The sequence below is a fragment of the Planctopirus sp. SH287 genome, from assembly GCF_056500625.1.
In genome coordinates this window covers 1173114-1198095 of record NZ_CM151403.1, presented here as the reverse complement: position 1 = coordinate 1198095, position 24982 = coordinate 1173114, and the positions used below count along the sequence as shown (strand labels likewise).

16 protein-coding genes are annotated in these 24982 nt (G+C 53.5%); 10 read left to right on the top strand and 6 right to left on the bottom strand.

Annotated features, from left to right (window positions below; all coding sequences use genetic code 11):
* Positions 1 to 23 precede the first annotated feature (23 nt).
* From SH287x_RS04310 to SH287x_RS04300, 3 genes are all read right to left on the bottom strand, one after another.
* Positions 24 to 524, bottom strand: coding sequence for a chemotaxis protein CheW (locus SH287x_RS04310; RefSeq protein ID WP_479517202.1), 501 nt, complete (start codon positions 522 to 524; stop codon positions 24 to 26).
* The gene (locus SH287x_RS04305; RefSeq protein WP_479517201.1) at positions 521 to 3208 is read right to left on the bottom strand and encodes a hybrid sensor histidine kinase/response regulator; all 2688 of its coding nucleotides are present in this window, start codon (positions 3206 to 3208) and stop codon (positions 521 to 523) included. The genes SH287x_RS04310 and SH287x_RS04305 overlap by 4 nt, the downstream gene beginning before the upstream one ends.
* A gap of 267 nt (positions 3209 to 3475) precedes the next feature.
* A complete protein-coding gene (locus SH287x_RS04300) occupies positions 3476 to 4570 on the bottom strand; it encodes a ferrochelatase (protein ID WP_479517200.1) in 1095 nt (364 codons plus the stop codon).
* Positions 4571 to 5696: 1126 nt separating this feature from the next.
* Between SH287x_RS04300 and SH287x_RS04295 the strand changes: the two genes are divergently transcribed.
* From SH287x_RS04295 to SH287x_RS04285, 3 genes are all read left to right on the top strand, one after another.
* Positions 5697 to 7832, top strand: a complete 2136-nt coding sequence (locus tag SH287x_RS04295; protein WP_479517199.1) for an FAD-dependent oxidoreductase — start codon at positions 5697 to 5699, stop codon at positions 7830 to 7832.
* Between the two features lie 755 nt (positions 7833 to 8587).
* Positions 8588 to 8893 (top strand): transposase, encoded by a 306-nt coding sequence (locus SH287x_RS04290; RefSeq protein ID WP_479517198.1) that lies wholly within the window; start codon positions 8588 to 8590, stop codon positions 8891 to 8893.
* Positions 8890 to 9774, top strand: a complete 885-nt coding sequence (locus SH287x_RS04285; protein ID WP_479517197.1) for an IS3 family transposase — start codon at positions 8890 to 8892, stop codon at positions 9772 to 9774. The genes SH287x_RS04290 and SH287x_RS04285 overlap by 4 nt, the downstream gene beginning before the upstream one ends.
* Positions 9775 to 10138: 364 nt before the next feature.
* Here the strand turns inward: SH287x_RS04285 and SH287x_RS04280 are convergent, their stop codons facing one another.
* Both SH287x_RS04280 and SH287x_RS04275 read right to left on the bottom strand, forming a co-directional pair.
* Positions 10139 to 10837 (bottom strand): DedA family protein, encoded by a 699-nt coding sequence (locus SH287x_RS04280; RefSeq protein WP_479517196.1) that lies wholly within the window; start codon positions 10835 to 10837, stop codon positions 10139 to 10141.
* Between the two features lie 51 nt (positions 10838 to 10888).
* A complete protein-coding gene (locus SH287x_RS04275) occupies positions 10889 to 12169 on the bottom strand; it encodes an adenylosuccinate synthase (protein ID WP_479517195.1) in 1281 nt (426 codons plus the stop codon).
* 537 nt (positions 12170 to 12706) lie between these two features.
* Between SH287x_RS04275 and cimA the strand changes: the two genes are divergently transcribed.
* From cimA to SH287x_RS04250, 5 genes are all read left to right on the top strand, one after another.
* Positions 12707 to 14275: a citramalate synthase gene (gene cimA, locus SH287x_RS04270; protein ID WP_479517194.1), complete on the top strand. Its 1569-nt coding sequence runs from the start codon at positions 12707 to 12709 to the stop codon at positions 14273 to 14275.
* Positions 14276 to 14624: 349 nt separating this feature from the next.
* Entirely contained in the window at positions 14625 to 17624 is a 3000-nt protein-coding gene (locus SH287x_RS04265) for a valine--tRNA ligase (protein WP_479517193.1), read from the top strand.
* Between the two features lie 113 nt (positions 17625 to 17737).
* Positions 17738 to 18853, top strand: a complete 1116-nt coding sequence (locus SH287x_RS04260) for a twin-arginine translocation signal domain-containing protein (RefSeq protein ID WP_479517192.1) — start codon at positions 17738 to 17740, stop codon at positions 18851 to 18853.
* A gap of 426 nt (positions 18854 to 19279) precedes the next feature.
* Positions 19280 to 19819, top strand: a complete 540-nt coding sequence (locus SH287x_RS04255; protein ID WP_479517191.1) for an exodeoxyribonuclease VII small subunit — start codon at positions 19280 to 19282, stop codon at positions 19817 to 19819.
* A gap of 291 nt (positions 19820 to 20110) precedes the next feature.
* Positions 20111 to 21310: a GTPase gene (locus SH287x_RS04250; RefSeq protein ID WP_479517190.1), complete on the top strand. Its 1200-nt coding sequence runs from the start codon at positions 20111 to 20113 to the stop codon at positions 21308 to 21310.
* Positions 21311 to 21391: 81 nt separating this feature from the next.
* Here the strand turns inward: SH287x_RS04250 and SH287x_RS04245 are convergent, their stop codons facing one another.
* Positions 21392 to 21790, bottom strand: a complete 399-nt coding sequence (locus tag SH287x_RS04245) for a globin domain-containing protein (RefSeq protein WP_479517189.1) — start codon at positions 21788 to 21790, stop codon at positions 21392 to 21394.
* A gap of 350 nt (positions 21791 to 22140) precedes the next feature.
* Between SH287x_RS04245 and SH287x_RS04240 the strand changes: the two genes are divergently transcribed.
* Together SH287x_RS04240 and SH287x_RS04235 are read left to right on the top strand one after the other, a co-directional pair.
* Positions 22141 to 22983 (top strand): menaquinone biosynthesis family protein, encoded by an 843-nt coding sequence (locus SH287x_RS04240; protein ID WP_479517188.1) that lies wholly within the window; start codon positions 22141 to 22143, stop codon positions 22981 to 22983.
* Between the two features lie 133 nt (positions 22984 to 23116).
* Positions 23117 to 24544, top strand: coding sequence for an IS1380 family transposase (locus SH287x_RS04235; RefSeq protein ID WP_479514981.1), 1428 nt, complete (start codon positions 23117 to 23119; stop codon positions 24542 to 24544).
* Positions 24545 to 24982 lie beyond the last annotated feature (438 nt).

The following is a 24982-nucleotide window of genomic DNA, read 5'->3' as shown; positions in this document are numbered from 1 at the left end:
TTTAGAGGGAACATCGTTTGAGATCAGTTCAGTCCGTTACGCCCTTCGATCGGTGTGCCAATGCTGAGGATGCTGGGGACATTCAGCAGGAGCAACAGGTTGTTTTCGAGTCGGACGACACTTTGAGTGAATGTTTTCCAAGTCTGTGAAATCGTGCGTGGTGGCGCTTCATGCGGTATGCCGGCGATATCCAGGACATCGCCGACTGAGTCAACGAGCAGGCTGAATGACTCACCGTGGTAGCGGAGCACGACGTTCATGCTTCCTTCGGCGGCCGAGTAATCGCACAGACCGAGTCGACGGCGCAAATTGATGGCGGTGACAATCTGTCCCCGCAGATTAAGAAGACCGGCAATTTCACGGGGAGCCAGCGGCACAGAGGCAATCGATTGTGGATTCAGAACTTCCTGAACCATACCGACGGGAATCCCCATCAACTGGTCATCAACCCAGAAGGTAACAAACTGCCTGCGACCTTCGTGGGGGGAGTCCTGGCTATGGAGGATTTCAACAGGTGCAATCATGCCGGGACTCCTGCCATGGTTCGTTGTTGCCGGCAAATCTCGGTCATTGAGGCACTGAGTTCTTGAGGGTTGAACTTGGCCAGATGGCAATCAAATCCCGCTGCCAGGATTCGCTGGCGATGTTCATCAGAGCTAAGAGAGGTCATCGCGATTAATGTGGGGTTTTGATCGCTGTCACGTTTGCGATACCATCTGGCGAACTGACAACCATCCATGTCTGGCATTTCAATGTCACAAATGATGACATCGAAGTGATCACCTCGTTCAATGATGGACTGAGCTTGAATCCCTCCATTGGCGGTGACAACCCGGTGCCCATCGGCTTCAATGGCCGTTTGCAGTAACTGACGGAAAAACGGGGAGTCGTCGATGGCGAGCACTTTGAGTCGCTGGCTGGTCTCATTTCGATCAAACCAGCGAGGATTTGCTAATGTCAGATAGTGCTGGATATCAATAATTTCGGTCGCACGGCCAGCGACGACCGTGGTGCCGAACACTCCGGGGCGTGTTCCCTGGATTTTGATCGAGACTGATTCTTCAATGATATCTTCAATTTTCTCGACCATCAGCCCCATCATGCGGGAGTCATCACTAAAGACGACGACGGGTTGAATCTCGCGCTTTCCCGTGGCGCTGTGATGTCCTCGGATGGGGATCAGAGGTAAGAGGTCTCCCCGATACTGAACCATCAGTTGTTCACCAACCCGCTCGATCTGGCTGCTGGTGAACTCCTCAAGGCGAGCCACCAACCCCAATGGAACAGCCATGGTTTCGTGTTGCGGTGTGGAAAACAGGAGGAGACTGGTTTTGTTGTCGTCCTTTCCAACCCCTTCCTGATAGAGGTTGCGCAGCTCACTTTGAGTCCGTGTGGATGTTCCTCCCAGCGCGTTGGCGACGCCGGCGACGTCCAGAATCATGATGACGCGGCCATCGCCGAGTATGGTGGTGCCCTGATAGACACGCAGGTCTTTGAGAATGCTTCCTAATGGTTTGACGACGATTTCCTGAGTGTCGAACACTTCGTCAACGATCAGTCCGAATTGATCATCGCCCACCTGAACGACGACAATGCTCATGTCCTCGCTGCCATCATCCGGAGGTGAGAGCTTCAAAGCGTCGCTTAATCTCAAGAGTGGCAACAATCGATCACGCAAGCGGAAAACACGTTGATCATGGATGCGTTCGACGCGATGCAGGTCATCCACGGTTAGCCGTACCAGTTCGACGATTCCCAGTTGAGGAATGGCAAACGACTGTCCGACGCTGGAAACGACCAATGCGGAGATGATGGCCAGAGTCAGTGGGATTTTAATGCGGATGGTTGTTCCCTGGCCAACCCGCGAGCTTAATTCGACGGTACCGCCGATTCGTTCAATTGCTGTGCGTACGACATCCATGCCGACACCGCGACCGGAAACGCTGGTTACGGTTTCTGCTGTCGAGAATCCTGGCAGAAAGATGAACTGCAAGACTTCTTCATCCGTCATGTGGGAGAGGTCGGTCTCAGTCGCCAGGGCTTTTTCCAGCACTTTCTGGCGAATGCGCGCCGCGTTGATTCCTCCGCCGTCATCTTCGATATGAATAATGACATGCCCGCCTTCGTGATAGGCTTTCAGCCGGACGATTCCTGTTTCTGATTTTCCGTTTCTTCTTCTGATGTCTGCCTTTTCAATCCCATGGTCGGCAGAGTTTCTCACCATGTGAGTGAGAGGGTCTTTGATCGCATCCAGAACAGTGCGATCCAGCTCGGTTTCTGCCCCGTGCATTTCTAATTCGATCTGCTTGGACGTCACTTGAGCGAGGTCTCGGACAAGCCTGGGCAGTTTGCTCCAGGCGTTGCCGATGGGTTGCATCCGTGTTTTCATCACCCCTTCCTGAAGATCCGTTGTGACACGGTTCAGGTGAGTGACAGGAACCTGAAAGCGGGATTCGTCTTCTCCACGAACCATTTGCAGTAACTGGTTGCGTGTCAGCACCAGTTCACCGACAAGGTTCATCAGTTTGTCGAGCACATCGACATTGACGCGAATCGACAGGTCGGCTGCTGATGACCGGCGTGTTTCGGACTCGCCATCTCCATGATCCATGGCCGTGGTGCCGGTCATGGCCACTGAAGGATTGGCCTTAATGGGTTTCGTTGGAGCAGGTTCGGAATCGGTAATTTCAGATGTGGGCGAAACGGGCAGTGGTTTTATTGTGGCGGTCGGCTCGGTGATTGATGGGTGCGCAACAGTAAGGCTTGCAACAGCTGCCAAATTCGCTTCGGGCGTGTGGTTTGGTGATTGATACGGCGCAGGGGGAGCGCTCAGTGAAGCCAGTAAATCGAGTTTATGAATCAGCCCTGCCGATTCAAATGCAGGTTCTGCTTTGGTTTGCTCGATGACTTCCAGGAGATGCTTGATGGCATCGACACCTTCAAGCACGAGCGAGACGGCTTCATTGGTGACATCCAGTTGGCCATCCCGCATTTTCCCCAGCACGTTTTCCGTGGCATGCGCGACTTTTCCCAGCGTCTGGAATCCAAGAAAACCGCATGTTCCTTTGATGGTGTGAATCGTCCGGAAAATGCTTGCCAGAAGGTTCCCGTTGCCGGGTTCTTTCTCCAAGGCGACAATCTCGGTATCGAGCCGAGCGAGGTTTTCCCAGCTTTCCGTCAGGAATTCCTGCAGGATGTCCTCGTCCATACACCATGTCCCTGCGCGATATGCTCGGCTGGCCCCGAGGAAAGGAATTTCGCAACAGCCTTCCGTTTCCCCCCTCATGAGCGTTGTCGCCTATGATTTTGGATACTGAAGTGAAGTTGCAAGCTCTGGCTTATCCGTTTTCACGTCTCCGTTGAGAAGAGATGAAGACAGGCAGAACTGGCCGAAACGGAGCCGGTTCGATTCTGCTATCGGCAGACGGGGTGAACAGATTGCATCGCGAGAAACGAAATTCCGGATTTGAGTGTTTTACTGTCGTGCCTTTCCGATATCTCCGGCTTTCTTCTCGATACGAGCGTCAGAACCGGCAATGTCGCGTGGAGCGGGACGAGAGACCGGATATTCACAGCAATGGGTGGGGCAGAAGTCATGGCTGGGGCCGAAGTGTCCAATCGTACGGCGGCAGGAACTTCGTCCCAGTCGCTCTTCGATCAATTCCCGGATCATGCTCACAAACAGGGGATGTGATCCTGCTGTGCCGGCACGGGCAAAATGCAGGCCCAGGGAGTCAGCCAGTAAACGGGCTTCTTCATCGAGGTCATATAAGACCTCCATATGATCGGAGAGGAATCCAATCGGCGCCACGACAATGTGCGTTCCCCCCGCTGTTTTCATCGCCTTCATATGATCCAGAATATCGGGTTCCAGCCAGGGGTCTTGCGGTCGGCCGCTGCGGCTTTGGTACGCGAGTGACCATCGATCTGCCGGCAGGCCGAGTTCCTTCGCAACCAGTTGGCTGCATTCGGTCAGTTGCAGCTGGTAATTCGAGCGGTCAGCCATTAATCGCGGGATGCTGTGAGCCGTAAAAATAACATGAGCCTGAGAACATTCTTCGAGTGTCCATGATGCCCAGGCCTGCTGGATTCGTTGAGCATTCACTTCAATGAAAAGAGGGTGATTGTAAAACATGCGGGTTTTGTCGATCACCGGCGCCTGCTCTCCGACGGCAGTGCGAGCGGCCATGATATTCTCGCGATATTGCCGGCAACCGGAGTAGCAACTGTAGCCCGACGTAAAGAAGGCTAGCGCGTGTTGAACGCCGTCATTGGCCATCTTCTGCACGGTATCAGTCAACAAGGGATGCCAGTTGCGGTTTCCCCAGTAAATGGGCAAGTCGATGCCCGCCGACTTCAGCTCGACTTCCAATGCCTGGATCAGTTGCCTGACCTGATCGTTGATCGGGCTTTTGCCGCCAAAATGGTAATAATGCTCAGCGACTTCCAACATCCGCTCCCGAGGAACGGGTTTTCCTCGCAGCACGTTCTCCAGAAAGGGCATGACATCTTCTGGACAATCCGGGCCGCCAAAGGAAACGATCAACAACGCGTCGTAGGCGTGATCCATGAACTTGCTTGCCTTGGCTGGAAGGTTTGTGGTTGAAACTGTTCGACTGAGAATTCAATACACAATCATTATGCTTGTCGCTCGCTCGGTTGCCACCCCTTACAGGGCCCTCACGGGCTTCATGGCGGCGTATGGGGTCAGTTGTTCATCCACGTTTGGGTCTTACGCCGCCAGTCCCCTTGCGGGGTTTGTGGCCTCCTTGCGGGGTTTGGGCCTATCGGCCGGGTCGTGGGTTGAAGATTCGCCGCCCCGTTGTGGCCGTTCCCCTTGCACCCCTTGCGGGGTTTGGGGAGTTTGATTTTTGGTCTTTGGTGAAATGATGGGTGGGTTGCCAGGGATGTAGTTGAGTTGGTGCATTGCGCTGCGCTACATGCACCCTACGTAAGACTATATATATAACACCTGTTTGCCGATGGATAGCCGGTGGTGGTGTTTATAGAGTGGGTGCCTATTGCAAAAGACCTCACCCGGCACTTTGTGCCACCCTCTCCCGCCTTCGCGGGCGAGGGTTTGTTGCGATGACATGCCGTGTACCAAAGGCATTTCTGCAATTTTTTTTGCGCAACAAGAGGTGATGGAGTGAGGGACTTCATTTGGGCGCGCCTTACAGGTGGAGTTGCAAAACTCTGGTTGTGATTCCGGACAGAAGTCTCCTCACCCGGCCTGGTCAGGGCCTGTTGCCGGTGCGATGTTGCAGTCGTCACCGGTGGGAAGTCGCGCTTGGCGTGACTTTCCCCTCGAATTCGAGAAATGGACAATGGCAATTCAACTTTCATGACAAGTGATCACCTTACCTGAGTCATAAGTCATGAAAGTGACAATTTGTCTTACCGGCGGGATCTCACCTCGGTGAAATCCAACACACCACCACGCACCCTTCAAAGTTCTGTTCAAAGAACCTGGGTGATGTCGTGGAAAAGCCCTGACAGAGGCCGGAGTTTTCCAGCAGCCCCGGATCATTGGCAACAGTGGTTCGGGGTTGTTTTGTTTTTGTTGAGGCTGATGACGCATCAATAAGTGCTTTTGTTTCAAACGTCTGGTATAAGCAAGGGCATGCTGCCTGCTCACTCTCAGTGAATGAAGGCGGTTCACCCTGATTCTGGCCACACTGATCGAAGGCACTGCTATGATATCGACTCGGTCTGTCGTCTCTCTTTTTGCGTGTGGGCTGGCCGGTGTAATCTGTTGGCTCCCTCTGACGGGTGTTGGCAACGAAAAACCAGCCACCTCGACAGCAACAGCCAAACAGGCGCCCCCCGTGGATGTCGTGGTCTATGGGGGAACTTCGGGGGGAATTGCAGCCGCCATTCAGACGGCCCGGTTGGGGAAATCGGTCGTCGTGATCGAGCCTTCGAATCATCTGGGCGGATTGACGACAGGTGGCCTGGGAGCCACTGATATTGGCAATAAAGCCGCTATTGGCGGACTCTCGCGCGAGTTCTACCAGCGTGTGGGAAAATGGTATGCCGATCCCAAGAACTGGGTTCACGAAACGGCTTCCAAGTATAGCGAACGTCGCAAATCGAGCGGTGAGAATGAGATGTGGACATTCGAGCCTCATGTAGCCATGAAGGTTTATCAAAACTGGCTGGCTGAATATCCGGCTATCAAAGTTGTGATGAACGAGCGGCTTGATCTGAAGAATGGTGTGAAGAAGAACTCCACAACCAAGGCGATTGAATCGATCACCATGGAATCTGGGAACGTCTACTCTGGCAAGGTGTTTATTGACGCCACCTATGAAGGTGACCTGATGGCAAAGGCTGGCGTGCCTTATCACGTGGGGCGCGAGGGAGAAAGCGTTTACGGCGAAACCCTGAATGGCATTCGCGTCGAAAAATCGACCCACCACCAGTTTACTCAAAAGGTTGATCCTTACGTGATCCCCGGTAAGCCTGAAAGTGGACTGATTCCTCTGATTCAGGCAGGTGGCCCAGGAGAAGAAGGTGCCGGTGATCATCGGGTGCAGGCTTATAACTATCGTATGTGCACGACTGACGTGGCCGAGAACCGCCGGGCATGGCCCAAGCCGGAAGGCTACGACGAAAAGACTTATGAACTGGTGCTGAGAAACTGCGAAGCCGGCGATCATCGCAAGTCCTGGAATCCTGTGTGGATGCCTAACCGCAAGACCGACACCAACAACAATTTTGCAGTGTCCACGGACTATATCGGGGCAAACTATGAGTATCCCGACGCGGATTACACCAAGCGTCAGGCGATCATTGATGACCACCGTAAGTACCAGCAGGGACTGATGTGGACTTTGGCCAACCATCCCCGTGTGCCGCAGGAAATTCGCGATCATTTCCAAAAGCTGGGGCTGGCGAAGGATGAGTTTGTAGAAACCGATAACTGGCCACCACAACTTTATGTGCGTGAGGCCCGCCGCATGATTTCAGACTATGTGATGACTCAAAATCACTGCCAGCGCAAAGTGACAGCGGAGGATTCTGTCGGAATGGGGGCCTATAACATGGATTCCCATAACTGCCAGCGGTACGTCACCAAAGAAGGCTATGTGCGGAATGAGGGGGATATTCAAGTCGGCGTTCCCCCCTACCCCATTTCCTACAAGAGCATTCGCCCGGCGAAAGAGCACGCGACCAACTTGCTGGTTCCCGTGTGTCTGTCGGCTTCGCACATTTCCTATGGCTCGATCCGTATGGAGCCTGTCTTCATGGTGCTGGGGCAATCGGCCGCGACAGCAGCTAACTTTGCCATCGATGGCAAGACCACCGTGCAGGATGTCGATTATGCCAAACTGCGGGAAAAGCTGCTGGAAGATAAGCAGGTGCTCGAGTGGCAAGGCTCCAAAGGCAGCACAGCAGGTATCGTCCCCAGCTCACTCCCCGGTGTCGTTGTGGATGATACTTTGGCCCGAACCAAGGGCGAATGGACAGCCAGTGGTGCCATGAACGGATTCGTCGGTAATGGCTATCAGACGGATGGAAATGAGCAAAAGGGCGAGAAATCAGCTCTCTTTGAACTGAAGATCCCCAAGACCGGCAGCTACGACATTCGGATGAGTTGGACACCTAATGCCAATCGCGCCAGCAATGTTCCTGTGGTGATTGAAGCGGGCACGCTAAGAAGTGAGACGACCGTCAATCAGCGAAACGCTGCCGGAAAAGATGGCTTTCATACATTGGGCCGTATGACTCTTAATGCTGGTCAGACCGTGCAGGTGGTGATTTCCAATGAGAAGACCGATGGTCATGTCATTATTGATGCGGTACAGGCACTGCCTGTCAAAGATTAACCCCCCTTGCGGGGTTTGGGCCTATCGGCCGGGATGTTTACTGAAGATTCGCGGCCCCCTTTCGGGGCTTGGGCCTATCGGCCGGGTCGTGGGCTGAAGATTCGCGGCCCCGTTGTGGCCGCTCCCCTTGCGTCCCTTGCGGGGTTTGGGTCAGTAGGCGTCGGATGGAGTTAAAGCTTTACGCAACCCACCTTGGTCTTATCTATCCCGCGTTGTGGCCCAGGTTGACTGCGCTCAGTCTCCCTGGGCCACAACGGCATAAGAGGTTGGCGAGATTGAAAATGGGCCAACTAAAGGCTTTCACGGCTTGACCACAGATCGGGCAACGACGTTCAATGGGGATAACTGCGCGTCCTGTTTTATCGACCATCAGCCTCTTGTGCTTCCAGCACACAGGTAGCTCGAAGACGAGCAACCTGTGCTACCCTGCTCCCCTTCCCCATAGGAAACCATATTCGATGAACGAAAGATTCGATCCTAAGACACTACACAATTCGCTGCATGAACAACTGAATCAAATGAACGCTGAGGCATTAAATCAGCTTGAGAGCAGCACAAATTTTGGAGAGATATTAAAGCTTAATGGTCATATGGAATCTATGTCAAAGAGTGCTTCGGAACTAAGGACCGCACTCAATAATGAATTAAGCAAACAAGATTCTCTGCAATAACTAGTCCTGCACCTGCATAAGATGCCGTAGCCCAGGACTGGTGGACGGTGGGGGGATTTATGAAAATGCCTTCCGGAGGTCCTGATGTCTCAGAAATCGAAACGTGTGCGGCGGTCGTTTACCGAAGAGTTTAAACGTGATGCTGTAGACTTAATTGTCAAGCAAGGTTACTCCTTCAAGGATGCCGCCAAGGCTCTGGATGTGGGGGAAAACAACTTGCGATTGTGGCACCAGCAATTCGCACCCCCACCGGAACCGTGCGGCGACAACGCCTCTCTCGATGAACTGAAAGCCGAAAACAAGCGGCTGCGACAAGAACTGCGGCGGGCCGAAATGGAACGCGAAATACTAAAAAAAGCCACGGCGTATTTCGCGAAGGAGTCACAGTGAAATACGCCTGGATTCGAGAGCATGGGGACTCCTACCCTATCGATGCGATGTGCCGTGTGCTGAATGCCAGCAAGAGCGGCTTCTATCGTTCACTCTCGGCCAAGCCTGGTTCGCGAGCCGGGCGCACGCGGAAGATTCATGAGGCGGTGAAGCAGGTTTTCGAGCAGTCTCACCAAATTTATGGCAGCGAAAAGATCTCTCACAAGCTTCAACAAAGCGGTCAACTGGAATCGGCTTGTCGTAACACGGTGGCCAGGGCGATGCGGGAAATGGGCCTGAAAAGCCGTGTCATTCGTCGCTACCGGCCCACCACCACGCAAACCGACCCGACAAAACGACCCGCAGAAAACGTGCTGGCTCAAGAGTTCACGGCGACCAGGCCGAATGAAAAGTGGGTGACCGATATTACCTATCTACAGACGACTCATGGCTGGGTCTATCTGGCAGTAGTGCTCGACCTGTTCAGTCGGAAGGTGGTGGGTTGGGCGCTGTCGGATCGGTTGACCACCCCGCTGGTGAGCGAAGCATTGAGGAATGCGATCCATTCACGACGACCAGAAACCAAAGGCTTATTGCATCATAGTGATCGAGGCTGCCAGTATACGAGTGATATCTATCAACAGACGCTCCGAACGCTGGGGATTACTTGTTCGATGAGCCGTAAAGGTTGCTGCTATGACAACGCCGTCGCGGAACGCTTTTTCTGGTCATTGAAGCACGAATGGACCAAGCATGAGACATTTGCAAGGATCGAAGATGTTCGGTTGAGCGTGTTCGGCTATATTGAAACGTTCTATAATTCGGAGCGTATCCACGAGACGCTCGAATATCTTACCCCCAGCGAATTCGAAGCCAGATTCAACGTGAACCTGGCTGTGTAAAAAGAGTGCTCCCCACCGTCCACCTGTCCTGGGCTACGGCACCAGTCACCCTAAGGCCTTCCAAGTAAAATGCGATTAAGCAGAGTGGCTCAGACTTGGCTTTTAACTTCTGGGTGACGACAGGTGCAGGAAATATTTATCCTGACAATCCGGCTGTCAGAGATGACGACGGTTTTTTCTTTTCCCTGATTTTCCTTCTCATCGGGGGAAAGCCAAGATCGGTCATCTAGATCAGATGGAGGCAATCTGTCACGACGGTGAAGAAGAGTGTCCGGCCATGATCACTCCTGCGGTCATCGCTGATTTGATCAGGATTCTCTGAATGGGTGGGTTGCGCAAAGCCTTAACGCCACCCGACTTTGCTTCAAACAGGCTCGTCAGGAGAGGTGATTGCTGAAGGTGATGGCGCGACAGTCGCTGTTTTTCGACCGCGACGATACCCTGCAAAAATCTCCCAAGCGATTGGCAGGATCGAGACAAATACAATGCCGAGTACAACCAACGAAAAATTGTCTTTTACGAATGGCAGGCCGCCAAAGAGATAGCCGGCCAACGAGCAAACGGAAACCCAGAGAATACCGCCGGCAATGTTATAGATCGAGAATGTGCGGTAGGGCATTTTCCCCATGCCTGCCACGAAGGGGGCCACTGTCCGAACGATCGGAACGAATCGCGCGATGACAATCGTCTTGCTGCCGTAACGCTGGAAGAACTCTTCGGTTTTCGCCAGATGCTCGGGCTTGATGAGTCGAAAGCGTTTCGCTGTCAAAAGCCGCTGGCCAAACCAGCGACCGATCAAATAATTAACAGCATCACCCGCAACGGCTGCGACGATCAGCAATCCCAGGAGCAGAGGCATCGAAAGCGAACCGGTGGCTGCCAGTGCCCCCGCAGCAAAAAGAAGCGAATCTCCTGGCAGGAATGGTGCAAAGACCAATCCTGTTTCGGCAAAAACGATGATGAAAAGAATCGCATACGTCCAGACGCCATAGTCCTGAATGAATGCTTGCAGGTGCTTGTCAAAGTGAAGGATGAAGTCCACAACCTGCTTGAGCGCTTCCATTGAAGGCATCCTGCCGCTGACAAGGTGAATCGAGCGATAATATCACGTGGTTTAGCTGAGGATCGTTTGTGCGCGATCGGGGCCGACTGACACGATTTTGACGGGTTTTTCCATCAGTTCGCCAATCGTGTCAATGTACTTCCTGGCTCCTGCTGGCAGGTTGGCCAGCTTAGTGACGCCACAAATGTCTGTTTTCCAGCCGGGAATGGTGCGATAGATTGGCTTGGCGTTGGCCAGATCTTCGACATGAGCCGGGAAATCTGTCGTTCGCTCGCCATTGATCTCATAAGCTTCGCAGATTTTGAGTTCGTCGAGCTGGCTGAGGACATCCAGCAGCATGAGTGAAATGCAATCGACACCGCAGACCTTGGAACCATGCCCGGCAGCGACGGCATCGAACCAGCCGCAGCGGCGCGGACGTCCTGTGACTGTGCCGTATTCATGCCCGACATCCCGAATGTGCTGGCCAATTTCATTATTCAATTCCGTGGGGAACGGCCCGCCGCCCACTCGTGTTGTATAGGCTTTCACAACGCCGATCATTTCATCAATCAGGCGTTCAGGGACACCGCTTCCTGAATGAATGCCTGCGGAAGAACTGTTCGATGATGTCACGAACGGGTAAGTGCCGTGATCGACATCCAGCAGGCTGCCTTGAGCCCCTTCAAACAGAATATTTTTCTTTTCTTTGATAGCCCGGTGCAGCCAGGCGACGGTGTCCGTCACAAATGGCTTCATCGCGGTGGCATACTTCTGGGTCAGTGAGAAAATGTCACTGGACGCGAACGGCTGGAACTCGGGATCAAGAGCCGAGAGTACGTGGTTTTTGGATTTCACGATGCCTTCCAACCGTTGCTCAAGGCTGGCTGGATGATAGAGATCACCGATGCGCACGGCCTGGCTGCGTCCGGCTTTATCACGGTAGCAAAAACCGATTCCGCGGCCGGTGGTGCCAATGGCATCCTGCTTATGACTTCGTTCAGAGGCACCGTCTTCTGCCACATGATATGGCAGAATCACATGGGCGCGATCGGAGAGGAGTAGATTGTTGGAAATCTCCACACCCTGTGAGCGAATGGTGTCGATCTCTTTCTGCAAGGCTTCGGGATTAACCACGACGCCATTACCAATAATGGCGGTGACGCCTGGACGCAAAATCCCGGTGGGAAGCAGCGATAGTTTGAAGGTTTTGCCGTCAAATTTGACGGTATGGCCCGCGTTGTTGCCGCCTTGATAACGAACGACGATCTGGTGCTCGTCCGTCAGCAGGTCTACGATCTTTCCCTTGGCTTCATCGCCCCATTGTAAGCCGACAACAGACGTGATCGTCACGAAAAATCTCACTCAGAAAGCGTTGAAAATCGGCCCGAGATTCGCTTTTGGTCAGATCCTGTCACGAGGGTCAGCCCACAAATCACTGGCGTCGGTTGCGCCGTCAAATCGGCGCATCGCCCCGAGTGTAGCCGTTTGGCGTGTCAATCGCATCTGAATCGGGGGGATCGTCGACGAAATTCGCATCATCATGGAAGATTCCGCACGATCATTACGAATTACAGCCTTTTGCCGCAAGAAAATCGGTGAACCCCAGAGGATTTGACGGGTCAGGTTCCCAGCGGTACTCTGGAACTGTTTGGCGATTAAGAGAAGAACGAAATGTTTACCGAACCTGTATCCATTATTGGAATTACGACTTCCGGGGGCTGACGCAACCCAGGCTGTAGTTCCTGTGCCTGCCTGATGCCCCCGGACAACCGGGGGTTTTTTTGTTGGTATCGAGGGAAAGTGGCATTGTGGGATGACGGCGATTCACAGCCAAGAGCATCGCTCTTGTGATGAACCTTCCCGCCGAGAACAGAAAGTATAGAAAACATGGCTCGCATCCAGCTTTACGATACCACCCTGCGTGACGGCAGCCAGGGAGAAGGTGTCAATTTCTCTCTGCAAGATAAACTCCTGATTACGCAGAAGCTGGACGAGATTGGGATCGATTTCATCGAGGGGGGCTATCCTCTCTCGAACCCCAAGGATGCGGAATACTTTCAACGTGTCCGTGAACTGCCACTGAAGCATGCCAAGATCTCTGCCTTTGGTATGACCCGTCGTAAAGGCGTCACCGCCGATCAGGATACGGGCATGCTGGCTCTGCGAGACGCACAAACCCCCTGCTGCACCGTGGTGGGCAAGACGTGGGATCTGCATGTTTTTGAAGTTCTGCGGGTCGATGAAGCCGAAAATCTGGCGATGATCAGTGACTCGGTGGGGTTCCTCGTGGGCGAAGGCCGGCATGTTATTTACGACGCGGAGCATTTCTTCGATGGTTTCAAAGGGAACCCTGAGTTCGCGATGAAGACGTTGCGGGCGGCTGCTGAAGCAGGTGCGCATTTGATCTGCCTATGCGATACCAACGGCGGAACCATGCCGGAAGAAATTGCAGCAGCTGTTAATGCGGTCAAAAAAGAACTCTCCACGCCGCTGGGCATTCATTGTCATAATGATTGCGAGCTGGCTGTGGCGAACTCATTGATCGCTGTTGATTGCGGGATTGTTCAAGTTCAAGGAACGATCAATGGCATCGGCGAACGGTGCGGCAATGTTGACCTCATTAGTGTGGGGGCCAACTTGGCGATCAAGAAGCATCACGAGGTGCTCACTCCCAACGGTGTGATCCATCTGACAGAGCTTTCGCGCTATGTCTATGAAGTTGCCAATCTGCAGCTTCGTCCCGGACAGCCTTTTGTGGGAAGCAGTGCGTTTGCTCATAAAGGGGGAATGCACGTTCACGCAGTCAATCGGCTGGCCCGCAGTTACGAACATATTCCGCCCGAGACCGTGGGCAACGAACGCAAGGTGTTGGTGAGCGAGCTTTCGGGCCGTAGCAACATCATTGCCAAGACCACAAAATACCGGATCGCCGAAGATAATCAGCTCATGCGGAATATCCTGGAGCGGGTGCAGGATCTGGAAAACATTGGCTATCAATTTGAAGCGGCTGAAGGTTCTTTTGATCTGCTGGTTCGTAAAGAGGCGGGACTCTATACCCCCAAATTTCAGCGACTGCATTACCGTGTTGGCGTGGTCACAGAAGAAGGGCAAGCTCCTGTCACCGAAGCCACTGTCAAACTGAAAGTTGGCCATGAGATTGAGCACGTGGTTGCCGAAGGAGATGGCCCGATCAATGCACTGGATACAGCCGTGCGTCGAGCGTTGATGCGGTTCTATCCGGCTCTCGAGCAAATGCACCTGGTAGATTATAAAGTTCGTGTGATTAACTCAGCTGAAGGGACAGCGGCCCGGGTTCGTGTGGTGATTGAAAGCCGGGATGAACACGATACCTGGAGCACGGTGGGCGTCAGCGAAAACGTGATTGAAGCGAGTTGGCTCGCACTGGCGGACAGTGTCGAATACAAGCTATTTAAGGATGAAGGCTTGCCGGAATAGTGAGTATTCGCTTCCTGAAATTAAACAACACAGAAATGATTCAAATAACAAATCGGGTGGCCCAGGTTGACAGTTTTTGGTCACTCTGGGTGACAAAATCATAAGAGGCAGCGTTCTCGCGATCCCACTTAAAAACTCTAACAAAACCTCTGATGCAGCGGGAATTGACGAAGCATTCAACGTTTTCCAACAGGCACAACCGGTTTTGTTGGGCGTTCTTAGCCTCTTTCGGCTGCGCCGCCCCGGTAGAAATCAGAATTTCAACCGGGGCCACCCATTTCCTTTTCATTCGGTACCCCTGATTACGAATCCCGCACGCCAATTTTTGCGGCCCCACGAGAGTTTTTTCATGACGACTGAGATTCCCAAGTCTTACGATCCGCAGGCTGCCGAAGCACAGTGGTATACCCATTGGGAAACGCAAGGCTATTTCAACGCTGACCCCAGCGAGACGAAACCGCCGCATGTCATCATGATCCCCCTGCCCAACGTGACGGGGGCGCTCCATATGGGACATGCTCTCAATGGAACCTTGCAGGATCTCATCACTCGCTGGCGACGGATGCAGGGTTATTCGGCGCTGTGGATGCCGGGGACAGATCACGCGGGGATCGCCACGCAGTCGATGGTCGAAAAGCGGATGCTTGAAGAGGAAGGCCTGACGCGGCACGACGTGGGCCGTGAGGCACTCATTCAGCGCATCTGGAAATGGAAGGATCATTACGAGGCCCGCATTCTCGGCCAGCTCAAACGATTGGGTGCCAGCTGCGATTGGCGACGAACACGGTTCACGCTCGATGACGTTTGTTCGCAGGCCGTGCGCAGGACGTTCTTCAAGATGTTCCGCGATGGCCTGATCTATCGTGGTCAGCGGCTTGTTAACTGGGATGCTTTTCTGCAAACAGCTGTCGCTGATGATGAAGTCTATACCGAAGATATCGATGGCCAGTTCTGGACGTTCAATTATCCTGTCGTCGACGATCAGGGCGAACCAACCGGACAGCGGATTTCGTTCTCGACGACTCGTCCGGAAACGATGTTGGGTGATACCGCGCTGTGTGTCCATCCTTCTGATGAACGCTACACGGCTCTGGTGGGCAAGCATGTTCGTTTGCCACTGGTGGGCCGGCTTGTGCCCATCATTGCCGATGGTCTGCTGGCAGATAAAGAACTGGGGACGGGCTGCGTGAAGGTGACTCCCGCGCATGATCCCAATGACTATGCCTGCGGCCTGCGCAACAAATTGCCCATGATCAATATCATGCGGCCAGATGGTTCCATCAATGAAGAGGGGGGCGAATTTGCTGGTCTGGATCGACTGGAAGCCCGCAAGGCGGTGGTCGCAAAGATGGAGGCTCTCGGTTTCTTTGAAAAGGTTGAAGACCGCAAGATTCCCATGAAATTCAGCGATCGCTCGAAGACTCCTGTCGAGCCGCTGATGTCGGATCAATGGTTCGTGAAGATGGACGAACTCGCCCAGAAGGCGATTGATGCGGTGACTGATGGCCGCGTGAAATTCTATCCTGAGCGGTATCAATCGAGCTATCTCGACTGGCTGGGGGAGAAGCGCGACTGGTGTATCAGCCGCCAGCTGTGGTGGGGACACCGGATTCCCGTGTGGAGCAGGCAGTTTGCCAGTGCTTCGGAAGCGGAGTCATATCTCGCCGCCCATCCCAATAACTCTGCGGCGGCAGGCATCCTCTCTGCCAGTGATCCGGCCAGCGTGCTGATCTGTGTCGACTCATCAGACGCTCAAGGAGAGATCACCCAGAAGCAACTCGAAGCCGATGGATTTGAACAAGATCCTGATGTTCTTGATACCTGGTTCAGCAGTGCCCTGTGGCCACACGCCACGCTGGGTTGGCCGAATGAAACGGCGAATCCGCCACTCAACAATCAGCCTGATTCCAGCGGCGACGGGAAGAACACGGTTCTCCCCTACTTCTATCCCGGCAGTGTGCTGATCACGTCGCGGGATATCATCACGCTGTGGGTCGCGCGGATGGTGCTGACAGGGCTATATAACCTCAACGATATCCCCTTCAAGCACGTGCATATTCATCCGAAAATTCAGGATGGTTTCGGGCAGACGATGTCCAAAACCAAGGGGAATGGCGTCGATCCGCTGGAACTCGTTGACCGCTATGGTTGCGACGGCACACGCTTCACGATTGCCTCTTTTGCGGGAGAAACGCAGGACGTGCGGCTTCCCGTGAGCTATGCCTGTCCTCACTGCGAGAACCTGATTCCTCAAGAGCAGAAGCACCTGAAATTTCAGCCGGGTAAGCCCAAGATCAAGTGCGCGAAGTGCAAGAAAGAATCGCAATATGCGACGCCCTGGTATGCACCGGATGAAGGCGAACCGGTGGCGGGGATTGTCATCGAGCGCTTCGAGTTTGGCCGCAATTTCTGCAATAAGCTCTGGAATGCCGCCCGTTTTGCCATGCTGAACCTCGAAGGCTACACGCCCGCTGCGGTGCAGAAGAGTGAGCTGGCGATTGAAGACCAGTGGATTGTCAGTCGTCTGGCGACGGTCACGAATGAAGTGACATCGCTCCTTGGTGTTTACAAGTTCGACGCGGCCACTCGCGCCCTGCGGGATTTTGTCTGGAACGAATTCTGTGACTGGTATCTGGAACTGATCAAGTCGCGATTGCGTGACGAAACTGCCAAGCCGGTCGCGCAGCGGGTGCTGGTGCATGTCCTGGATCAAATCTTGCGGCTGCTGCACCCGTTCACTCCGTTCATCACTGAAGAGTTGTGGCATCGTCTGGCAGAGATCGCACCGACTCGCGGTTTGCCTGATCCCAAGCCGGCGGAAACGGCCTGCATCATTGCTGCCTGGCCAGCTGTGAACGAAGCCGACATCTCCCCTGCCCTTGAGCAGCGATTCACTCGCTTGCAGGAAGCGATTGGAGCGATTCGCAATATTCGTGCGATGTACAGCATCAGCCCCGGCCAATCGATTGCCGTCCATTTGAAGTGCAGCATTGAAGCCGCTGCAGATTTTGAAACCTTGCGTCTTCAGATCCAGAATCTGGCGAAAGCGGAAATTGCAGCCACTGGCCCAGAGGTGTCACGTCCTCCGGCTTCTGCGAGTTTCACACTGGAAGGAGCCGAAGGTTTTGTGCCTCTGGAAGGTTTGATTGATAAAGTCGCTGAACTGGCCAAGCAAACAAAAGATGCCGAAAAGCTGCGTGGCTTCATCGCTTCGACGGAAAAGAAGCTCGGTAACGCCAGTTTTGTTGATAAGGCCCCACCGGAAGTTGTGGCCGAAGTCCGACAGACTTTGGCCAATCAGAAGGCTCAACTTGCGAGCATTGAAGAGATCATTCGGCAGCTCCAGTAGAAGATGGTGCATTCCGTAAGAACTTCATGGCACCTTCCCCAGGCAATCCGCTACGCTCTGTGTTTGATTTTCAGCTCAACCATATCGACTTTTTTCAACATGATGAGGGTTGCATGACTTCGCCGATTTCACGACGGGACGCATTGAAGGTCACGGGGGTTGCCGCTGCTGGTTTGATCGCTGGAACTCCGTTTGTGCATGCTCAAAGCAAAACTGAAACTGAGCGATTAATCACGGGGCAAGGCGATTATCAATACGAAGTCATTCACAATTGGGCTCAGCTTCCCAGTGAGTTTACCTGGCAGACGACTCAGGCTACTGTGGTTGATAAAAATGGTTTCGTCTATCTGAACCACACGGGTGACTTCAACAAGAAGAATCACCCCAACGTTTTTGTGTTTGATGAAAACGGAAAATATGTCCGTTCATTTGGCCAGTATTTTCAGGGAGGTGCTCACGGGCTGGAGCTTCGTGAAGAGAACGGAGAAGAGTTCCTTTATTACTCGAATCCCGATCCGGTGCAGTCAATTGCCAAGACGAACCTCAAGGGAGAACTGATCTGGGAACGATTTGCGCCCATGGAATCGGGGGTCTATCCTGAAGGTGAAAACACATTGCCTCAGCGGGTGCGCTCTGGTGAAGTTCCTCGCAAGGGAGTGAGCGGGCCGAATCGCTACAAGCCAACCAACATTGCCTTCCTGAAAGATGGCGACCTGCTGGTGGCTGATGGCTATGGTTCTAATTTCATCCATCGCTATACGAAAGATGGCGAATACAAACTGAGCTTTGGCGGGGCTGGCCCCAGCCCGGAAAAATTCAGTAATAACCATGGTTTGGCATTAGAAGTTCGTCCGGGAAAAGATGAAATTCTTTATGTCACTGACCGTGGCCGCAACACGATTCAATGCCTGACACCCGAAGGGAAATTTGTTTCTCTCATCGACGGTTTTCAGAAGCCATGTCATGTGGATTTCTATCAAGATCTCATGCTGGTGCCTGAGCTTCAGGGACGTGTGACTCTACTTGATGGCAACAATAAAGTTCTGGCTTACTTGTGTGATGACCACAAGAACGTCAACGCAGGAAAAGTGAACCGTGGCGATGCCAAGCAATGGGCGCCTGGTAAATTTGTTCATCCCCACGACGCCACGTTTGACCACAATGGCAACATCATTGTCAGCGAGTGGGTCACCACCGGCCGCATCAGCTTCCTCAAGAAAATCAGCTAGCGCGGTGTCAAGGTTTAATAGAGGGGTTCGATACAGTGCGATGTCCTTCGTTTTCGGACGGTGCGTCTGTCCGGCAACTCTTAACTCCTTCTTGCTGATGACTCCCGTGCCATGCTCACGGCTCTGAGCATGCCGGATGTTCCTTTGACGCTTCTATCAACTCACAGAGCATGCTTGCTCAGAGCCGCAAGCATGGCACTTGACAAGGGCACCCGGCATGGCAATTGGGGAGCGCGGATGGTTCATCAGCCCTCACCCCGGCCCTTTCCTGCTTGCGGGAGAGGGAGTTTTCTCGAACAGGCTCTTAACTAGCTGCTGAACCTCGATTTTCAACTTTGAAGCTCTACGAATACTAATCTCAGTGAGCTAATCCTGCCTGGCGAATCCTTGCCGGGAATGGCCGTGAATTAAACCGGAGACGACACCATGGCCCGCCGTAAATCGACGACATCTGATAGTCCCTCTTTTGAAGAAGCCATGTCGGAACTTCAGGAGATTGTTGATCGCCTGGATCAGGGGGAGTTGCCTCTCAATGATGCTCTTCAGGGCTTTGAGCGAGGGATTCATCTTTACCGAACGTGCAGCGAACTTCTGGAGAATGCCGAATCGAAGGTCGAGATCCTTCAGTCCAGCCTGCAGTCACCGGCAATGATCACCGCCCCTTTTGATCCGGTGGCCACTCATCAGGAGTCATCAAAATCCGGGAGTTCAGTCTCTCAAAGGGGACGTAAGGCGGAGATATCCGCCGATTCTGAAGTCCCGTTTGATCTCAACCCGTCGACTGTACCGATTGTCCCGACCACACGTTCTGAATCGACATTTCCCATGAGGACGATTCATGAGGCCGAGGGAACCGGTGATGATAAAAATCGGGAGATCGAGGAACCTCGCAGCGAAACCAAACCGGCCATTGGATTGTTTGATTCTGATGATGAGTTATCGCGAGATCGAGATGCCACTTCGTAATGACTTCAACCTGAAGAACAGCTGAATGGGCTGATGACTCATCATTTAGGGGAAGCAATCAAATTTATGCAGATGAACTCAAGCAATCTGCCGGTTTGAAGTGATATCACGTGCAGGAAGCGATCGCTTCTCGCCATGGAGAGACCGTTCAAAGATCATGGTGTCTGAGGATTCTGGCAGCACATTGTTAATGTAATGGCTGGTAGAACTGAGCGGCCTGTTCAAATGAATCACCTGTGGCAAAATGCCTTGCTGGGTATGTGTGAAATGATGAGGCAATAGAGGCACAGGATGGGCTTGGATTTTGAGAACCCGGCCAGTTCACCTGGTGGGTTCCTTGCAAAACACGTGAGTGCGGCCCATTGGTCGCCACCGGGACGTTCGGCCATTGCTGTGGTACGAATTGCTGGCGATGTGGCTCAACTTGGGCCTGGCGCTGAGCAATTGTTTCGATCAGCCAACGCGACAGATTGGCGACAACTGGCGATTGGCAACGTTTCTTATGGACAATGGGGGGGGCCGGTTTCCGAAGGGGTGGTTGTCTCGCGGATTAATCCTCAATTATTTGAAGTGACCTGCCATGGAGGTCTGGCCGCTGTTGAGCAGGTGCTGACGTCGCTTCAGTCGGTGGGGGCTGTCGTTGAAACCTGGCGAGAGCAACTCTCGCAGATCACGAATTTTCTTACGGCTGAGTGTACGGAGTCCCTCTCCCGGGCAGCGACGGTGAAATCGGCCAAGCTGGTACTGGAAAACTGCCTGCAAAAACTCCCCGAATTTGTGGCCAATCTCCAGTGGGAAAGCGATCTGGCTCTCAGGGACTTTCAGGTTCGTCAGATCGAATTGGCCCTCCGATGGGCTGCGGTGGGTGAGCGGTTGATCAAAGGCTGGACGCTTGCGATTGTCGGGCTTCCCAACGTGGGGAAATCCAGTCTTGCCAATCGCCTGCTGGGCTATGACCGTTCGATTGTTGTCGATCAGCCAGGAACCACACGCGATGTGGTGCGATCTTCGACTGCCGTGGGAGGCTGGCTCGTGCAACTGGCTGATACGGCAGGCGTCCGCGATAGCCATGATCCGATTGAAAACGAAGGGGTCAAACGCACCATCACATCAGCCCGGCAGGCAGATGTTGTGCTCCATGTCGTCGATGCCAGCCGACAGTTGCTTCCCGGCGATATTGCTCTTGGCCAGCAATTCAACGAAGCGATTGTGGTTCTGAATAAATGCGACTTGCAGATGGAGCGAGACGTTCTCAATCATTGGCCGGATGCTCTGCCCATCTCGACCATCACAACGCAGGGAATAGCGACGTTACTGGACGTGATTTCCCGAACAATCATGCGGCGCGGCCCCGGCCCGAATGTGATCATTCCTGTCACTGAGCGACAGTGTCGACTCTTGCAGGCATTACTTGATGGCATCAAACAGGGTGATCGTCAACGCTTTTCTGATGCCCAGTTTGAGCTTTGCCACGGTCATCTCAGCGAGTGATTCCTGCTGTGGAAAATCAATGGTCTGATGCCATTGATAATCCCGTTGTGCGCCTCAGAATTTTGTGGTTGAGCGAGGCTTTCATGCGTTGATCATGAAGGTGGCGGTGTGGCTCAGGAAATCGGCCACGATACTCCGCACCGGTTCTGGCAAAGAAGATTCATCGATTGAAGCGGCCATGAGTTCCACCCAGCGATCACGGGCTGAATGAGAAATCACAAAGGGAGCGTGCCTCATGCGTAATCGCGGTGCTCCCCTTCGGCGCAGGTACTCATCAGATCCACCAAACCGGAAGATCAAAAAACCGGCCAACCGTTCTTCAGCCCCTTGCCAGTCATCAGGAGGGTACATCACGCCGATGATCGGGTCTGTTTTAACACGCTGGTAAAAGCGTTGTACCAATTGCCGAATCGCCTCCTCGCCGATGGTTGGAACCACAGTGGAGGGGAGATCGATGGAGGGTTGCTGAGGAGTGGGCAAACAGGCACCTGAACAATCAGTCGAGTGTCATGATGAGAGCCGAAAGCCCCGACGAGACATTAGGGGTGTTTCACATGTTTTTGACGAATATCAACTGGCAATAACAGTTGGCCATGTTAATCGGCGGTCTTCATGTGCGGTAATACGTGCAAGAGACTATAACTTTCATCAGGCCCGGAGCGAATCCTCTGATGGGGGAATCGTTTCGTGCTGTGAGAATTTATCGCCAGGATGCTCATCTCATCAGCTCTTACAAAACTCTTTTGCGACAGGAATCGTCGACTTGGTCGGCATTTCCAAGGTCAAAAGTGGCTTTGTGTGAGAGGTTAAGTTCAACTGAAAGACGATCCGTGGACAATCGAACGCTTATCCGTGTCGGCCATAGCCCAGATCCCGACGATGCCTTCATGTTTCATGCCTTGGCAAATGACAAAATCCCCACAGGCTCATACGTTTTTACGCATGAATTGCAAGACATTGAAACGCTCAACCAGCGGGCATTCAAAGGCGAACTGGAGTTATCGGCTGTCAGTCTGCATGGCTACGCCTATCTGACTGACAAGTACGCATTGTGCGCTTGTGGATGCAGCATGGGTGATAATTACGGCCCGATGGTCGTCGCTCGCGAACCCATGAGTATCGACCAGTTGATTGATAAGCGGATCGCCATTCCCGGCAAGTTGACCACCGCTGTTTTGTCGCTGCGCCTTTTGCTGGGCGATCGTTTTACGCCAGTGCTTTATCCCTTCGATGAAATTCTGAATGCCGTTGAACGTGGCGAAGTTGATGCTGGTTTGATCATTCACGAAGGACAGTTGACCTATGCCTCACAAGGCTTGAGCCTGGTGGTCGACATGGGAAAATGGTGGCTGGAAAAGACGGGATTGCCGCTTCCTCTGGGTGGCAATGCCATCCGCCGTGATCTGGGACAGAAAGCGATGGAAGAAGTGACCGCCCTCTTAAAGCAAAGCATCATTTACGGGTTAGAACACCGGCAGGAAGCACTCAATCACGCAAAAAAATATGGACGTGATCTTGATGATCAAAAGGCTGACACATTCGTCGGCATGTACGTCAACGACTGGACGATTGACTTTGGTGATCGGGGACGTGAAGCGGTCAAATTGTTGCTGGCAAGGGCTTATGAACACAAGGTGATTCCTCACCCGGTTCAACTGGAATTTATCGGATAACTCCAGTCACTCCACTTGCTGAGTGATCTGGCATAGCCCGGATTTCTCACAGCGCAGCATAAACGAGACGCCTGGATTTGCGTAAAGTGTTGTTACCACACAACTCACCACGCCAGCACAAGGACGTCTCGTCATGACAGAGTGTAACACGCAGCAGCTGCTCTTTCAGCACCACGATCGCCGGGAAGTGGTCGCTGATTTTGACGGCGGGAAGATCACTTCCGATGCCGGGGGGCTCTTACTCCGCGAAGTCGAAGAGCGGTTCGGCATCGTCCGCCAGTTGGCCGGGTGTTTCACCGATCATCGCGATGAAGAACTCATTGAATTCACCGTGGAAGAACTCCTGCTCCAGCGGGTGATGGGGCTGGCTTTGGGGTATGAAGACCTCAACGATCACGAACAACTTCGCCATGATCCTCTCCTGGCGCTGCTCTGTGGACGAAAGGATATCACTGGCCACAATCGCCTCCATCCACAAGATCACGGCAAGCCGCTGGCGGGCAAGAGCACGCTCAACCGGCTGGAACTCACACCGCCCGGAGCCAGTGCGAAAAGTCGCTACAAGAAGATTGTCGCCAGCATCGACCAGTTGCAGGAAACGCTGGTCGATATCTTCATTCGGATGAAGGCCAAACTGTGCGTACCGCCAGAACTGATTCTCGACTTCGACGCCACAGACAACCCCATTCACGGCGATCAGCTTGGCAAGTTCTTTCACGGGTACTACCAGAATTATTGCTACCTGCCGCTGTACTGTTTTTGTGATGGCTGGCCGCTCCTGGCCTTACTCAAACCCTCGAATATCGACGCCTGTGCGGGCACCGTGGAGGTCTTGGCGAAGATCGTTCCCAAGCTGCGTGCTGCCTGGCCTCAGGTGCGGATCATTGTGCGTGGCGACAGCGGCTTCTGTCGCGAAGCGATCCTGCACTGGTGTGAACAAAACCGCGTGGATTATGTCTTCGGCCTGGCCAAGAACAAGAGATTGCTGAACATCATCGGGAAAGAATTGCACGAGGCGCAAGCTCTGTTCGAGCAGACTCAGGCCTCTTCCCGGGTGTTCAAAGACTTTGAGTATCGCACCCGGAAAAGCTGGTCGCAGGCCCGCCGGGTGGTGGGCAAGGCTGAGCACTTATCGAAAGGGAGCAACCCCCGGTTCGTGGTGACGAGTCTGCCGGAAAGACGCATGGCTGCCCGGCCGCTATACGAGGATCTGTATTGTGCTCGCGGCGAGATGGAGAACCGGATTAAAGAACAGCAGTTGTTCCTGTTCGCCGACCGCACGAGTACCCACGCCATGCGCAGTAATCAGTTGCGGGTGCTGTTCTCGACCATGGCGTATGTGCTGCATAAAGCGCTCAAGGAGTTCGGCCTGAAAGGCACGTCGCTGGCGACAGCTCAGGTCAACACGATTCGGGCCAGGCTGCTCAAGATCGGTGGACGAATCAGTGTGAGTGTGCGACGGGTGGTGCTGTCGTTGTCGCAGGCGTATCCGTATCAGGCGCTGTTCCGAGAGATCCTTGGCAACCTCCGGCGTCAGGAACGGACACCTCTGCGAGTGTAACCAGCCTATGGCTTAGAAATCAGGAGTTTGCCAAGGCCTCTTCGGTCGAAGACCTGTTTCGACAGCGAAGAGCGGGGAGAAGTTCTGCGCTGAGCAGAGTAAAAAACCATGAACCCGCCGGAAATCCGTTGCAATTCCGCTCCGCGATCACGAAATCCCCAACGATCGGCCCCCACCAGCCCTCCAACCGATTACCAACCAGCAAAAAAACACCACCCCCACGCCCTGGTGAGATATCCGGGATAGGCAGCATGGCACAAAATCCGTGGCAACGCGCCCCCTCACCCGGCCTTACGGCCACCTTCTCCCTCAGGGAGAAGGATTTGATGACTCCCTCTCCCGCTTGCGGGAGAGGGCCGGGGGTGAGGGGTATTTAACTATCCGTGTTTCAGATAGCTATCGATATCCTCTCATCAATGACAACACGATCCTTCTCAT

What these genes read in the sequence shown, in the direction of transcription:
- SH287x_RS04310 (WP_479517202.1), bottom strand. Translation starts at nt 524, where the DNA reads ATGATTGCACCTGTTGAAATCCTCCATAGCCAGGACTCCCCCCACGAA.
- SH287x_RS04305 (WP_479517201.1), bottom strand. Translation starts at nt 3,208, where the DNA reads ATGGACGAGGACATCCTGCAGGAATTCCTGACGGAAAGCTGGGAAAAC.
- SH287x_RS04300 (WP_479517200.1), bottom strand. Translation starts at nt 4,570, where the DNA reads ATGGATCACGCCTACGACGCGTTGTTGATCGTTTCCTTTGGCGGCCCG.
- SH287x_RS04295 (WP_479517199.1), top strand. Translation starts at nt 5,697, where the DNA reads ATGATATCGACTCGGTCTGTCGTCTCTCTTTTTGCGTGTGGGCTGGCC.
- SH287x_RS04290 (WP_479517198.1), top strand. Translation starts at nt 8,588, where the DNA reads ATGTCTCAGAAATCGAAACGTGTGCGGCGGTCGTTTACCGAAGAGTTT.
- SH287x_RS04280 (WP_479517196.1), bottom strand. Translation starts at nt 10,837, where the DNA reads ATGGAAGCGCTCAAGCAGGTTGTGGACTTCATCCTTCACTTTGACAAG.
- cimA (WP_479517194.1), top strand. Translation starts at nt 12,707, where the DNA reads ATGGCTCGCATCCAGCTTTACGATACCACCCTGCGTGACGGCAGCCAG.
- SH287x_RS04265 (WP_479517193.1), top strand. Translation starts at nt 14,625, where the DNA reads ATGACGACTGAGATTCCCAAGTCTTACGATCCGCAGGCTGCCGAAGCA.
- SH287x_RS04260 (WP_479517192.1), top strand. Translation starts at nt 17,738, where the DNA reads ATGACTTCGCCGATTTCACGACGGGACGCATTGAAGGTCACGGGGGTT.
- SH287x_RS04255 (WP_479517191.1), top strand. Translation starts at nt 19,280, where the DNA reads ATGGCCCGCCGTAAATCGACGACATCTGATAGTCCCTCTTTTGAAGAA.
- SH287x_RS04250 (WP_479517190.1), top strand. Translation starts at nt 20,111, where the DNA reads ATGGGCTTGGATTTTGAGAACCCGGCCAGTTCACCTGGTGGGTTCCTT.
- SH287x_RS04235 (WP_479514981.1), top strand. Translation starts at nt 23,117, where the DNA reads ATGACAGAGTGTAACACGCAGCAGCTGCTCTTTCAGCACCACGATCGC.